Origin of the sequence: Streptomyces barringtoniae (assembly GCF_020819595.1) — a bacterium.
GTDB lineage: Bacteria > Actinomycetota > Actinomycetes > Streptomycetales > Streptomycetaceae > Streptomyces > Streptomyces barringtoniae.
In genome coordinates, this window is the sequence record NZ_JAJHNP010000001.1 from 274,435 (window position 1) to 289,754 (window position 15,320).

General features: G+C 68.3%; 7 protein-coding genes. 2 read left to right on the forward strand and 5 right to left on the reverse strand.

Annotated features, from left to right (window positions below; translation table 11 throughout):
• Positions 1 to 107: 107 nt before the first annotated feature.
• From LMU33_RS01220 to ngcE, 4 genes are all read right to left on the reverse strand, one after another.
• On the reverse strand, positions 108 to 1,307 hold the full coding sequence (locus tag LMU33_RS01220; protein WP_228616453.1) for an ROK family transcriptional regulator: 1,200 nt from the start codon (positions 1,305 to 1,307) through the stop codon (positions 108 to 110).
• Between the two features lie 187 nt (positions 1,308 to 1,494).
• Positions 1,495 to 2,415, reverse strand: coding sequence for a carbohydrate ABC transporter permease (locus LMU33_RS01225; RefSeq protein ID WP_228616454.1), 921 nt, complete (start codon positions 2,413 to 2,415; stop codon positions 1,495 to 1,497).
• Between the two features lie 16 nt (positions 2,416 to 2,431).
• Entirely contained in the window at positions 2,432 to 3,367 is a 936-nt protein-coding gene (locus tag LMU33_RS01230) for a carbohydrate ABC transporter permease (protein WP_228616456.1), read from the reverse strand.
• Between the two features lie 72 nt (positions 3,368 to 3,439).
• Positions 3,440 to 4,885 carry an N-acetylglucosamine/diacetylchitobiose ABC transporter substrate-binding protein gene (ngcE, locus tag LMU33_RS01235; RefSeq protein ID WP_228616458.1) on the reverse strand — a complete coding sequence of 482 codons (1,446 nt, stop codon included), beginning with the start codon at positions 4,883 to 4,885 and terminating at the stop codon, positions 3,440 to 3,442.
• Positions 4,886 to 5,226: 341 nt separating this feature from the next.
• On the opposite strand from ngcE, the gene LMU33_RS01240 reads away from it, so the two are divergent.
• Positions 5,227 to 9,036, forward strand: coding sequence for a GH92 family glycosyl hydrolase (locus tag LMU33_RS01240; protein WP_228616460.1), 3,810 nt, complete (start codon positions 5,227 to 5,229; stop codon positions 9,034 to 9,036).
• A gap of 523 nt (positions 9,037 to 9,559) precedes the next feature.
• Complete coding sequence (locus LMU33_RS01245; RefSeq protein ID WP_228616462.1) at positions 9,560 to 12,229, forward strand: SpoIIE family protein phosphatase; 2,670 nt, start codon at positions 9,560 to 9,562, stop codon at positions 12,227 to 12,229.
• Between the two features lie 266 nt (positions 12,230 to 12,495).
• Here LMU33_RS01245 and acnA read toward each other — a convergent pair whose 3' ends face one another.
• Positions 12,496 to 15,213, reverse strand: a complete 2,718-nt coding sequence (acnA, locus tag LMU33_RS01250; protein ID WP_308280740.1) for an aconitate hydratase AcnA — start codon at positions 15,211 to 15,213, stop codon at positions 12,496 to 12,498.
• Positions 15,214 to 15,320 lie beyond the last annotated feature (107 nt).

Consider the following 15,320-nt stretch of genomic DNA (forward strand, 5'->3'; position numbering starts at 1 on the left):
TGACGAGGCCGCGTCGTTGCGGCCGAGGTGGCTGGAAGTCAACTCGGCCACACGTGCGACGTCAAGAAGTAAATCCTTAACGAGATGGCAACGGTGCCATCCGTTTTCTAAGTGAAGGCAGGGGCCGCCACAGACAGCGAACCGTCCAAAAGTGTCGAATCGCCCATCTCACCGAGAGCGAGAGCGAGCGCTCCGAGCACCTCGGCGCGACCGCCAAGTGCCCCCGGGAGAACGGACAGTTGGCGCGCCGCACTGGGGATGGCATAGCGGCCGACGGACTCCCTGATCGGCCCGAGCACCAGCTCACCGGCCTCGGCGAGATCACCGCCGAGGACCACCCGGCTCGGGTTGAGGAGATTGCAGAGATTGGCCACCCCACTGCCGATGTGGCGGCCGACGTCGGCGATCACCCGACGGCAGCCCGGGTCTCCGTCCCTGGCCAGCCGTACGACGCCTTCCATGGTCAGGTCGGGGCCGTGACTGGGCTGGAGCAGCGGGAGCACATAGCGTGCGGCCGCGAAGGTCTCCAGGCAGCCGCGGTTCCCGCAGCGGCAGACCGGGCCGGATTCATCGAGTGTAATATGACCGATTTCTCCGGCTGTGCCGCCCGGCCCGCGGTAGATCTTCCCCTCGATCACCAGACCCGCGCCGACACCGCTCGCGACCTTGATGTACGCAAGATCGCGGACGCCCTTGCCGGCCCCCCAGACCAGTTCGCCGAGGGCGCCGAGGTTGGCGTCGTTGTCCACGTGCACGGGCACGCCGAGCCGCTCGCGCAGCTCCTCGGCGGGCTTGGCGCCGGTCCAGCCCGGCAGGATCGCGGTGGATCCCAGGGTCCCCGACTCCACGTCGATCGGGCCCGGTACGCCGAGCCCCACGCCGGCCACCTTCGAACGGTTCACGCCCGTCGCCGCGATCAGGCGGCTGACCAGCTCCTCCGCCCGGTCGAAGCCCTGCGCGGCGGAGGCGTCGACGTCCAGCGGCTCGGCCTCCTCGGCCAGCACCTGGTGGGCGAGGTTCCCGATCGCGACGCGCAGATGGGTGTGCCCGAAGTCGACGCCGATCACAATCCCGGCGTCCCCGCTCAGACTGACGCTGCGGGCCCGCCGCCCGCCCGCCGACGTGGGCGTGACCTCGACGGTTCCGCCGTCCTTCAGCTCCCGCACGATGTTGGAGACCGTCGCGGCGGACAGACCGGTCGTCCGCGCGATCTCCGCCTGCGTGAGGGACCCGGCCAAGCGCACGGCCCGTACGACCCGCTCCAGGTTGGCTCGGTGCAGCGACGACTGCGACCCTGGAGTCTCCACGACGACCTCCTGAGCGCGGGGCCGCTTCGGCGAGGCCCCGCGTATGTCCAACTAGTGAACTCTAAGCTGAGCCGTTCGGGGTGTCTTACGTCAAGAGGTTGAACCGTTTCCGGGTGCCCGGACACATGTGTGCACACCGCTCCGGAGCCCGGAACGGTGTGCACACGAACGGTCGCGGAGCGTCCCGCTACTTCAGGGTGGCCGAGGTCAGACCCGCCTGCACCTGGCGCTGGAAGGACAGGTAGACGACCAGCATCGGGATCATCGCGATGGTCACACCCGCGAACAGAACCGGCAGGTCTGAGGCGTACCCCTGCTGCTGTTGCAGCTGGATCAGACCCTGGGTGAGCACATAGCGCTCGGGGTCGGAGCCGCTCTGCGGCTGCATGAGCACCGTGGGCAGGATGAACTGGTTCCACTGGCCCAGGGTGTTGAAGATCCCCACGCTGATCAGGCCCGGCTTGGCCATCGGCAGCATCACCTGGAAGAAGGTCCGGGTGTGCGAGGCGCCGTCCAGGATCGCCGCCTCGAAGACCGCCGTGGGCAGGGTCCGGAAGAAGGCGTGCATGAAGAACACCGTGAACGGCATCGAGTAGGCGACGTAGACCAGGATCAGGCCCTGGTAGGTGTTCAGCATGTCCAGCCGCTTGACCATGAAGAACAGCGGGACGAGGGCCAGGAACACCGGGAACATGGCACCGGCGACGAAGAAGTAGTACAGCAGCCGGTTGCCCCAGAACCGGTACCGGGCCAGCACATACGCGGCCATCGACCCGAACAGCATGGTCAGCGGCACGGAGAACACCAGGACGATCACGGTGTTCAGGAAGTAGTCCCCGATGCCCTTGCTCCAGGCACGGTGGAAGACGTCGAAGGACCAGCTGTGCGGCCAGCCGAAGGCGGAGCCGCCGATCTGTGCGTCGGTCTTGAAGGAGCTGAGCACCAGCCACAGCAGCGGCAGCACGATCAGCAGTGCCCACAGGGCCAGGAAGCCGTGCGAGAAGACGTTCAGTACGACGCCCTCGCCACGCCGGTCACCGCGCCGGACGGGCACCTTGGCCACGGGCCCCTCGGCCGGAGCGGGGGCGGTCTCCTTGAGTGCAGTCATCGTCGTTTACTCCCGCTCAGAACTCGATGCGCTCGCGGCGGGTGGCGCGCAGCGTGACCACGGACAGGACCAGGGTGAGCAGCAGCATGACCACGCCCATCGCGCAGGCGTAGCCGCTCTTGCCGTAGTAGAGGAAGTTGCGCATCATCACCGTCGACATCACATCGCTGTGATGGTCGGGGCCGCCGCCGTACGCGCCCATGTTCTGGGTCATGGACGACACCAGTACGAACATGTCCATGGCGACGATGCCGAGGTAGACCCAGGCGGTCTGCACGGTGTCCCACAGCAGGGGCAGGGTGATGCGGAAGAAGGACTGGTTGCGGTTGGCGCCGTCGATCAGCGCGGCCTCGTAGATGTCCCTCGGGATGGACTGCATCGCGGCCGAGAACAGCACCAGGTAGAAGCCCACGCCCTGCCAGATCACGGCCACCATCAGCGCCCACAGCACCACGTTCGGCTCGTTCAGCCACTCCACCGGGTTGTCGGCGTCGACCAGGCCGATCTTGATGAGTGCGCCGTTGAGCAGACCGCCGCCGTCACTGCGGTACACCGCGTTGAACAGCACGGCGAGAATCGCCAGCGACAGCACCTGCGGGAAGAAGTAGACGATCTTGTAGATCTTCGACCCCGCGACGCCCTGCACCCCGCCGGCCCTGCTGCGTCCGCCCGCGTTCAGCATGAAGGCGAAGAACAGGGCCAGCAGAATCGTGATCACCGGGATGAAGATCAGGAACTGGATGTTGTGCCAGATCGCCTCCAGGAACACGTCGTCCTGGAACAGCGCCTTGTAGTTGTCCAGACCGACGAAGCTGAAGGTCTGCGACTGTCCCTTCCAGTCGGTCAGTGAATACCCGAACGTCTGGATGTACGGCCAGATCACGAAGATCAGATAAAGCGCCACGGGAACGAGGAGAAACCCCGCGACGAACCGGTACTGCCCTTTGCGCATACCTGCCCCTGGTGTGCCGGACCGGACCGGGAGTCCAGGAATCCCGGTCCGGAATCCGATCGTCGAGCGAGCTCAGCTGTGGACGTTCTTCTTGCTGGCCGGGTCCTTCGCCTGCTTGTCCACCGCCGCCTGACACCTCTTCAGCCATTCCTTCGGCTGAATCCGCTTCGCCATGAGCTCATTGGACGCGTTCTGGATCGCCGTGTCCATCTCGCTGTACCAGTCGGGGTACAGATACCGGAACGTGTTGGAGCCGGCCGCCTTGGAGGCCTCCACCGTGGACTGCGTACCCGGCCGCAGTTTCACGCCCGGGTCCACGCCGTCCTGGAGAATGGTCAGGGAGTTCGCCTCCTTGGCGAACAGCGTCGACCATTCCTTGGACAGCATCCGCCGCATGAACTCCTTGGCGCCGGGCAGGTTCGCCGCCTTCGCCGGGATGATGAAGGGCTCACCGGAGCCGGCCCGGATCGCCTCGAACGGCATCTTGCTGCCGGACAGCAGCGGCATCGGCAGGAACTTCATGTCGAAGTCCGTCGGCGTCTGCTTCAGCTGCTCGTTCTCCAGCCAGGAACCGCAGGTGATGAACGCGGCCTTGTACTGGTTCCACCGGGTCTGCGACTCGGTGTGGGTCAGGCCGTTGGTGCCGGGCATCAACAGGCCCTTCTCGACGACCTCGTAGATCGCCTCGATACCGGCCTGGGCCGCGTCGGAGCCGACGAAGGCCTTCGGGTCGAGGTTGTCGATCGCCTTGACGGCGTCGATGCCGCCCTTCTTGGCGATCATGTCCATGATGGCGACGTTGATGTAATACGGGTACTTGCCCTGGTGGGCGAGGCCGCCGATGCCCTGCTTCTTGGCGTCCTGGCAGATGGTGAGGAAGCCGTCCCAGGTCTTCGGCGGCGTCCAGCCCTTCTCCTTGAAGAGCTTGCCGGAGTACCACAGACCCCACACCGTGTAGATGTAGTTGAGGGCGACGACCTTGCCCTCCTGGATGCCCGGGTCGAGCGTGCCGGGGATCAGGGTGTCCCGGACCTTCTTGCTCGGGTCGTCCACCGAGGGCGCGTCCAGCACCTCGGACAGGTCGAGCAGCGAGCCGTTCTTGTACAGGACGTCGATCTTGATCTGCTGGGCGCCCGAGTCGTCCACGAGGTCCGGCGGGTTGCCGGCGTTGAAGCGCGGCTGCAGCTTGCCGGTGATCTCCTGGGTGCCGGTGTGGGTCGAGGTGATGCCGAGCTTCTTGCCGAAGTCGGCCTCCCAGGCCTTGGCGTAGTCGTCGCCGTATCCGCCCTTGAAGACGACGACGTCGAGCTTGCTGCCGTTCTTGGCGCCGAAGGGGTTGTCCTTGGACGCCTTTCCCTTGGTGTTGCCCTCGTCGTTGTTGCTGCCGCCTCCGCCGCCGCTCGCGCAGGCGGACAGCAGGCTCATTCCGGGGGCGGCCACCAGGCCGAGCGCGGCCGAACGCTTGATCAGATCGCGGCGGCCGACACCCTCGCCACCTTGGTGCGCAGTGGATCCCATGCTCAAGTCCTCGCCTTCTCCAGGACTCAGGCGGTGAACCGGATCCTCCCCGGCACCGCGGTCGGGTAGTGCAGGGTCGTGCGGGAAACGCCGACAGGTATAGTCCACTTCCCGCCAGCGGAGCAAGATCGAATGCAAGGTTCGCCATGGGTCTTTTCCGAGTTGAGACCTCGCGGAAATATGAGCCCCCCGTCGGTACCCTGTGCGAAAAACCCGTGTCATTAGTCCCTGAATGCCACACCCAACACCCTTGACATCAACGGCCACTTGACCACCTACTGGTTCCTGCGCACCGAAGTTGACAACGTTGTCCAGAGCGGTCGCAGGAGGGGAATCCGTAGATGCAGCGGAGAACTCGGCACAGATGGGGCCCGGCGGTCGTCCTCACGGCCGCCTTTGTCATGGCCGTCGGCGCCCAGGGCGCGGCGGTCGCCCTGCCCGCCAAGGCTCCGGCCGCCGACCGGGAGTTCGCATCGTCGTTCGAGACGGGTGATCCGGCTCCGGACTGGCTCAATACCGTCGACACCGCGCCGGACGGCACCAAGCGCGCCTCGGGTGTCGACGGCGGCTACAGCACCGGCATACCGGGCAATGTGAACGACCATGTCACCGAGGTCCGGGCGAGCGGCGAGAACACCGGCGCGGGCGAGGTCAAGGAGAACCTGGCCGACGGCGATCCCGGCACCAAGTGGCTGACCTTCGAGCCCACCGGCTGGGTCGAGTTCGACCTCGACAGGCCCGTGAAGCTGGTGACGTACGCGCTGACCTCGGCCAACGACTACGCCGAGCGCGACCCGAGGGACTGGACGCTGCTCGGTTCCACCGACGGCAAGGACTGGAAGACGGTCGACACCCGCGCGGGCGAGACCTTCGCCGAGCGGTTCCAGACCAAGTCCTACGACCTGGCCGAGCCGGCCGAGTACCAGCACTTCCGGCTGGAGGTCACGAAGAACAACGGCGCCTCCGGCATACTCCAGCTCGCCGATGTGCAGTTCTCCACCGGCGCCGCGGGCGGCCCGGTGCCGCAGGACATGCTGACGCTGGTCGACAAGGGCCCGACCGCATCGCCCACGGCCAAGGCGCGGGTCGGGTTCACCGGGAAGAGAGCGCTGCGCTACGCCGGGCGGCACACGGCGGCCGGCCGGGCGTACTCGTACAACAAGGTCTTCGACGTCGACGTGAGGGTCGGCGGCGACACCCAGCTGTCGTACCGGATCTTCCCGCAGATGGCCGACGGTGACCGGGACTACGACGCCACGAACGTCTCCCTCGACCTGGCCTTCACCGACGGCACGTATCTGAGCGGCCTGGGTGCCCAGGACCAGCACGGCTTCCCGCTGTCGCCGCGCGGGCAGGGCGAGTCGAAGTCGCTGTACGTCAACCAGTGGAACAACGTGGTCGCGCGGATCGGTTCGGTGGCGGCCGGCAAGACGGTCGACCGGATCCTGGTGGCGTACGACTCCCCCGCGGGGCCGGCGAAGTTCCGGGGCTGGATCGACGACGTGGCACTGAAGCCCGTACCGCCGGAGCAGCCGAAGGCACATCTGTCCGACTACGCGCTGACCACGCGCGGCACCAACTCCAGCGGCAGCTTCTCGCGCGGCAACAACTTCCCGGCGACCGCCCTTCCGCACGGTTTCAACTTCTGGACGCCGGTGACCAACGCGTCGTCGCTGAGCTGGCTGTACGAGTACGCACATGCGAACAACGACGACAACCTGCCCACGATCCAGGCCTTCAGCGCGAGCCATGAGCCGAGCCCGTGGATGGGTGACCGGCAGACCTTCCAGGTGATGCCGTCGGCCGCGTCCGGCACCCCGGACACCGGCCGCGAGGCGCGCGAGCTGCCCTTCCGGCACGAGAACGAGACGGCGCGGCCGTATTACTACGGCGTGCGTTTCGAAAACGGTCTCAAGGCCGAGATGACGCCCACCGACCACGCGGCGATGCTGCGCTTCACCTACCCCGGCGACGACGCGAGCGTGCTGTTCGACAACGTGACCGAGCAGGCGGGCCTGACGCTCGACAAGGAGCACGGGATCGTCACCGGTTACTCGGACGTGAAGTCGGGCCTGTCGACCGGTGCGACCCGGCTGTTCGTCTACGGCGAGTTCGACAAGCCGGTGACGGACGGCGGATCGGGCGGGGTAAAGGGTTACCTGCGTTTCGACGCGGGCTCGGACCACACCGTCACCCTGCGCCTGGCGACCTCGCTGATCAGCATCGACCAGGCGAAGGACAACCTGCGCCAGGAGATCCCGGACGGCACCTCCTTCGACACCGTGAAGACGCAGGCGCAGCGCACCTGGGACAGCCTGCTCGGCAAGGTCGAGGTGGAGGGCGCGACCCCGGACCAGCTGACCACGCTGTACTCCGGCATGTACCGGCTGTACCTGTATCCGAACTCGGGCTTCGAGAAGGTCGGCGACACGTACCAGTACGCCTCCCCCTTCTCCCCCATGCCCAGCCAGGACACCCCGACCCACACGGGCGCGAAGATCGTCGACGGCAAGGTGTACGTCAACAACGGTTTCTGGGACACCTACCGGACCACGTGGCCGGCGTACTCCTTCCTGACGCCCTCTCAGGCCGGGGAGATGGCCGACGGGTTCGTGCAGCAGTACAAGGACGGCGGCTGGACCTCGCGCTGGTCCTCCCCGGGGTACGCCGACCTGATGACCGGCACCTCCTCGGACGTGGCGTTCGCCGACGCGTATGTGAAGGGCGTGAACTTCGACGCGAAGGCGGCCTACGCCGCGGCCCTGAAGAACGCGACGGTCGTGCCGCCGATGTCCGGCGTGGGCCGCAAGGGCATGAGCACCTCGCCGTTCCTCGGCTACACCAGCACCGCCACCGCCGAGGGCCTGTCCTGGGCGATGGAGGGATACGTCAACGACTACGGCATCGCGAAGATGGGCGAGGCCCTGTACAAGAAGACGGGCGAGAGGCACTACAAGGAGGAGTCCGAGTACTTCCTCAACCGCGCCCGGAACTATGTGAACCTGTTCGACCCCAAGGCGGCGGGTGGCTTCTTCCAGGGCCGTGACGCCAAGGGCGACTGGCGGGTCGACTCCTCGTCGTACGACCCGCGCGTGTGGGGTTACGACTACACCGAGACCAACGGCTGGGGTTACGCCTTCAGCGTGCCGCAGGACAGCCGGGGCCTGGCCAACCTCTACGGCGGCCGGAAGGGGCTCGCCGGGAAGCTGGACGCGTTCTTCTCCACCCCGGAGACCGCTTCCCCGGACTACGTCGGCTCCTACGGCGGTGTGATCCACGAGATGACCGAGGCCCGGGACGTGCGGATGGGCATGCTCGGGCAGTCCAACCAGGTCGCCCACCATGTGTCGTACATGTACGACGCGGCCGGCGAGCCCTGGAAGACACAGGCGGCGGTCCGGGAGATCCTCTCCCGGCTCTACACCGGCAGCGAGATCGGGCAGGGCTACCACGGCGACGAGGACAACGGCGAGCAGTCCGGCTGGTACCTCTTCTCCTCGCTCGGCTTCTATCCGCTGGTGATGGGCAGCGGCGAGTACGCCATCGGCTCCCCGCTGTTCAAGAAGGTCACCGTGCACCTGGAGAACGGCCGCGACCTGGTGATCAAGGCGCCCGGTAACAGCGCCAAGAACGTTTACATCCAGAGCGTGACGTTCAACGGCCGCCCCTGGACGTCGACTTCGCTGCCCCACTCGCTGCTGTCCAAGGGCGGGGTGCTGCAGTTCTCCATGGGCGCCGAGCCATCGGCATGGGGCACGGGCAAGAACGCCGCGCCCGTCTCCATCACGCGGGACGACAAGGTGCCGGCGCCCCGCTCGGACGTCCTGAAGGGTGACGGCGCGCTGTTCGACGACACCTCGGCGACGGACGCCACGGTCACCTCGGTGGATCTTCCGGTGGACGGGGCCGTGAAACCGGTCCAGTACACGCTGACCTCCTCGGCGGACCACACGAGGGCGCCGACCGGCTGGACCCTGCAGGGCTCCACGGACGGCACCACCTGGCAGACCCTGGACCACCGCTCCGGCGAGTCGTTCACCTGGGACCGTCAGACCCGGGCGTTCACCATCGCCACGCCGGGCACGTACACGAGGTACCGGCTGGTCCTGGACGGCGAGTCGGCTCTGGCGGAGGTGGAGCTGCTGGCCTGACAGGGGTACGGGGGGAGGGGGCGGGCCCGTCGGGGTCCGCCCCCTCGTCATGTGTCCGGTCAGCCGGTGCCGGTGACGGGTCCCGCATCACAGGTCCCACAAGCCGCAGGACGCCAATGGGCCCCACCGGTAGCACGGAGGGGCGTGTACGCCCGGCGGGCGCACGCCGGGATCACCCGGTCGGGCTACCGTAAGTGAGTTGACATCGTTGTCGGTTGAGGCGGTAGAGTCATGTACAGACCATAAGACAACGTTGTCGGCCATGTGGCCTACCTCACATGCCAGCACCACCCGGGCGGGTTTCCGACACCCCCCTCACCCGCCCGGCTCGCGGACCCGGTGCACGTGAACACCGGGTCCGCCCAGAGCCTTTCGCGCCGCAGGCGCCCGATTTCCGCAGCGATTTGCGGCCCCGCGCCCACGGTCACGACCAGGGACTATTCCCGTCGACCGGGGCGGAACACGCGTCCGGCTCGCGGACAGGCCATAGCCACCCGGCGAAGGCCGGTGCTACAAAGGCGGCATGTCGGACATGACTGACCGATTCAGGCGTCTGTCCTGGCGATCTGTGATCGGCAAGAGTCCGCGGAGCGTCGCCGGGCAGGTCTTCGTCCTGCAGGTGGCGCTGGTCGCGGTGCTCGTACTCTGCGGAGTCCTCGCCCTGGTCCTGCAGTCGGAGCGGGACACCGGCAGCGAGGCCAGGCGCCGGTCGATAGCCGTCGCCCAGACCTTCGCGCACTCCCCCGGCATCCTGCAGGCACTGGGGACACCGCATCCGTCCAAGATCCTGCAGCCGCTCACCGAGACGGGCCGCAAGTCGGCGGGCGTCGACTTCATCGTGGTCATGGACACCCACGGCATCCGCTACACCCACCCGATCCCGAGCAAGATCGGGCACCGGTTCGTGGGCACGATCGGACCGTCGCTGGCCGGCAAGGTCTACACGGAGAGCGTCCACGGCCCGCTGGGCCACGAGGAACAGGCGACCGTTCCGATCAGGAACACCCACGGCAAGATCGTCGCGCTCGTCTCCGCGGGTCTGAAGGTCAAGAACATCACCAGCCAGGTGAACCGGCAGCTGCCGATCATCCTGGCCGCCGGGGCCGTGACGCTCGTCCTGTCGACCGGGGGCACGGCGCTGGTGGGCAGGCGGCTGCGCAGGCAGACCCACAGCCTGGCCCCGGACGAGATGACCCGCATGTACGAGCACCACGACACGGTGCTGCACTCGGTGCGGGAAGGCGTGCTCATCGTCGGCTCCGACGGGCGGCTGCTGCTCGCCAACGACGAGGCCCGGCGGCTGCTGGACCTGCCGGCCAAGGCCGAGGGACAGCAGGTGTCCCAGCTGGTGCACCTCGATCCGGACATCGTGGACCTGCTCGTCTCCGGGCGCGAGGCCACCGACGAGGTGCTGTTCGCCGGGGAACGGCTGCTGGCGGTCAACCAGCGGGCCACGGACCGGGCCGGATGCCCCGGAGGCAGGGTGGTGACCCTCCGGGACTCCACCGAGCTCCAGGCACTGTCCGGACGGGCGGAGGTCGCCAGGGAGCGGCTCACGCTGCTGTACGACGCCGGTCTGGGGATCGGCACCACCCTGGACGTGGAGCGCACGGCGGAGGAGCTGGCGCGGGTCGCCGTGCCGCGCTTCGCCGACTTCGTCACCGTGGACCTGGCCGACGGCGTGCTGCACGGCGAGGAGCCGTCCGCCACCGCGACGGACATGCGGCGCATCGCCGTCCACGGCGTCCGGGACGACCATCCGCTCTACGAGAAGGACCGGCTGATCCACTTCGTGCCGTCCACGCCCCAGGCGCGGGGGTACGGCACCGGCCGCTCGGAACTGGTGACCGACCTGTCCGCCGTACAGGACTGGCACGCACAGGACCCGCAGCGCGCCCGGGAGATCCTCGACTACGGCATCCAGTCGCTCATCGTCGCCCCGATCCGGGCCCGCGGTGAGGTGCTGGGCATGGCCACCTTCTGGCGGGCCAAGCGGGAGCTGTTCGAGGAGGAGGACCTTTCGCTGGCGGAGGAGCTGGTGGCCCGCGCCGCGGTCAGCATCGACAACGCCCGCCGGTACGCCCGTGAGCACGCGCTGGCGGTCACCCTGCAGCGCAGTCTGCTGCCGCGGGCGCTGCCCGAGCAGACCGCCCTCGACGTCGGTTACCGCTATCTTCCGGCGCAGTCGGGGGTGAGCGGGGACTGGTTCGACGTGATCCCGCTGCCGGGGAGCCGGGTGGCGCTGGTCGTCGGTGACGTGGTCGGCCACGGCCTGCACGCGGCGGCCACCATGGGACGGCTGCGCACCGCGGTGCACAACTTCGCCACCCTCGACCTGCCGCCCGACGAGCTGCTGGGCCATCTGGACGACCTGGTCGGCCGCATCGACCAGGACGAGGCCTGTGCGGAGGCGGCCGGGGAGATCACCGGCGCGACCTGTCTGTACGCGATCTACGACCCGGTGACGCGCCGCTGCACCATGGCGCGGGCGGGGCATCTGGCGCCGGCGCTGGTCCAGCCCGACGGCAGTGTCACCTTCGCCGACCTGCCGGCCGGGCCCCCGCTGGGCATCGGGGGCATGCCGTTCCAGACGGCGGAGCTCGAGCTGGCCGAGGGCAGCGAGCTCGTGCTGTACACCGACGGTCTCATCGAGGACCGCGCCCGCGACCTGGACGTGGGCATGGAGCTGCTGGCGCAGGCCCTTGCGGGTCATCCCGGCCGGGCGCCGGACGAGAGCTGCCAGGCGGTGCTGGACGAGCTGCTGCCCGGGCGGCCCACGGACGACGTCGCGCTGCTCGTCGCGCGCACCCGGGCGCTGACGCCCGAGCAGGTCGCCGAGTGGGACGTGCCGGCGGATCCGGCGGCCGTGTCGGACATGCGCCTCGCCGTGTCCGGGAAACTGGACGAGTGGGGTCTCGCCGAGCTGGGCTTCGCCACGGAACTCGTGCTCAGCGAGCTGATCACCAACGCCATCCGGTACGGCGGCGCGCCGATCCGGGTGCGGCTGATCCGTGACCGCACGCTGATCTGCGAGGTGGCCGACGGCAGCAACACCTCGCCGCATCTGCGGTACGCCGCCACCACCGACGAGGGCGGCCGTGGGCTGTTCCTGGTGTCGCAGATGACCGAGCGCTGGGGCGTCCGCTACAGCCCGCAGGGCAAGGTGATCTGGGCGGAGCAGGCACTGCCGTAGGGCGCGGCCGGGCGGCTCGGAGGGGGCTGTGCAGCGGCCCGGACCGGTGCGCCGAGGGAGTTCGCGCGCGGCCCGGTGCGTTTGCGACGTCGATACGGCCCTGGTGCGCGCCGGTGATCGCCGCCGCCGGTCGGCGATTCTGTGCCGGTCCGCCGGGAGAAGGCTGTGTTCCGGCTGGGGCGGGGCGACGACCCGGTCGGGGGGACGGCGAAGGGCCGCACCCCCCATTGCCGGGGGTGCGGCCCTGAACCGCTGTTCCGGTCCGCTTACTTGCGGATCAGGTTGCGCAGCACGTACTGCATGATGCCGCCGTTGCGGTAGTAGTCGGCCTCACCGGGGGTGTCGATGCGGACGACCGCGTCGAACTCGACACCGGTGTCGGTGGTGACCTTGACCGTGCGCGGCGTGGTGCCCTCGTTCAGCTCGGTCACGCCGGAGATGGAGAAGGTCTCCTCGCCGGTCAGGCCGAGGGACTGGGCGGTGGCGCCCTCCGGGAACTGCAGCGGGAGCACGCCCATGCCGATGAGGTTGGAGCGGTGGATGCGCTCGTAGGACTCGGCGATGACGGCCTTGACGCCGAGCAGGGCCGTGCCCTTGGCCGCCCAGTCGCGGGACGAGCCGGAGCCGTACTCCTTGCCGGCCAGGACGACCAGCGGGATGCCCTGCTCGATGTAGTTGCGGGAGGCGTCGTAGATGAACGACACCGGACCGCCGTCCTGGGTGAAGTCGCGGGTGTAGCCGCCCTCGGTGCCCGGCGCGATCTGGTTGCGCAGGCGGATGTTGGCGAACGTACCGCGGATCATGACCTCGTGGTTGCCGCGGCGGGAGCCGTAGCTGTTGAAGTCGCGGCGCTCGACGCCGTGCTCCGTGAGGTACTGGCCGGCCGGGGTGTCGGCCTTGATCGCACCGGCCGGGGAGATGTGGTCGGTGGTGACCGAGTCGCCCAGCTTGGCGAGCACGCGGGCGCCGGCGATGTCCTCGACCGGGGCCGGCTCCATGCCCATGCCCTCGAAGTACGGGGGCTTGCGGACGTAGGTGGACTCGGCGTCCCACTCGAAGGTGTTGCCGGTCGGGACCGGGAGGGACTGCCACTGGGCGTCGCCCGCGAAGACGTCCTGGTACGACTTCGAGAACATGTCCTCGCCGATGGCGCTCGCGACGACGTCGTTGACCTCGGCCTCGGACGGCCAGATGTCCTTCAGGTAGACCGGGTTGCCGTCCTGGTCGGTGCCCAGGGCGTCACGGGTGATGTCCACCTTCATGGAGCCCGCGATGGCGTAGGCGACGACCAGCGGCGGGGACGCCAGGTAGTTCATCTTGACGTCGGGGTTGATCCGGCCCTCGAAGTTCCGGTTGCCGGACAGGACCGAGGTGACCGCGAGGTCGTGGTCGTTGACGGCCTTGGAGACCTCCTCCGGCAGCGGGCCGGAGTTGCCGATGCAGGTGGTGCAGCCGTAGCCGACCAGGTTGAAGCCCAGCTTGTCCAGGTACGGGGTGAGGCCGGCCTTCTCGAAGTAGTCGGTGACGACCTTCGAGCCCGGGGCGAGGGTGGACTTGACCCACGGCTTGCGGGTCAGGCCCTTCTCGACCGCCTTCTTGGCGACGAGGGCGGCGCCGATCATGACGTACGGGTTGGAGGTGTTGGTGCAGGAGGTGATGGCCGCGACCGTCACCGCACCGTGGTCCAGCTCGTAGGTCGTGCCGTCGGGGGCGGTGACCGGAACCGGGTTGGACGGGAAGCCGTTGGGGTGGACGGCCGGGGCGTCGGAGGCCGGGAAGGACTCCTTGCCCGCCTCGTCGATGTCGTCCACGTAGTTGCGGACGTCCAGCTTGAACTGCTCGGCGGCGTTCGCGAGGACGATGCGGTCCTGCGGGCGCTTCGGGCCGGCGATGGACGGGACGACCGTGGACAGGTCCAGCTCGAGCTTCTCGGAGAAGTCCGGCTCGGCCTTCGGGTCCAGCCAGAGGCCCTGCTGCTTGGCGTAGGCCTCGACGAGGGCGACCTGCTGCTCGGAGCGGCCGGTCAGGCGCAGGTAGTTCAGGGTCTCGTCGTCGATCGGGAAGATCGCGGCGGTGGAGCCGAACTCCGGGGACATGTTGCCGATGGTGGCGCGGTTCGCGAGGGAGGTGGCGGAGACGCCCTCGCCGTAGAACTCCACGAACTTGCCGACCACACCGTGCTTGCGCAGCATCTCGGTGATGGTGAGCACGAGGTCGGTGGCGGTGGTGCCGGGCTGCAGCTCGCCGGTGAGCTTGAAGCCGACGACGCGCGGGATGAGCATGGAGACCGGCTGGCCGAGCATGGCGGCCTCGGCCTCGATGCCGCCGACGCCCCAGCCGAGGACGCCGAGGCCGTTGACCATCGTGGTGTGCGAGTCGGTGCCGACCAGGGTGTCCGGGTAGGCCTTGCCGTCGCGGACCATCACGACACGGGCCAGGTGCTCGATGTTCACCTGGTGGACGATTCCGGTGCCCGGCGGGACGACCTTGAACTCGTCGAAGGCGGTCTGGCCCCAGCGCAGGAACTGGTAGCGCTCCTTGTTGCGGCCGTACTCCAGCTCGACGTTCTGCTTGAAGGCGTCGTTGGTGCCGAACTTGTCGGCGATGACGGAGTGGTCGATGACCAGCTCGGCCGGCGCCAGCGGGTTGATCTTGGCGGGGTCGCCGCCGAGCTCCTTCACGGCCTCACGCATGGTGGCGAGGTCCACGACACAGGGCACGCCGGTGAAGTCCTGCATGATCACGCGGGCCGGCGTGAACTGGATCTCCTGGCTGGGCTGGGCCTGGGAGTCCCAGGTGCCGAGGGCGCGGATGTGGTCGGCGGTGATGTTCGCGCCGTCCTCCGTGCGGAGCAGGTTCTCCAGCAGGACCTTGAGGCTGTACGGCAGGCGGGCCGAGCCCTCCACCTTGTCCAGCCGGAAGATCTCGTACGACTCGTCGCCCACCTGCAGCGTGCTGCGGGCGTCGAAGCTGTTCGCCGACACGACAGTCTCCTTCATTGATGTGCGCGTACCACCGTCAATCGTGCCGCCACCCCGACGGGGCCGTTCCGCTAAGGTAAGGCTAAGTTAGGTAACCCTTAGTGGGTGGC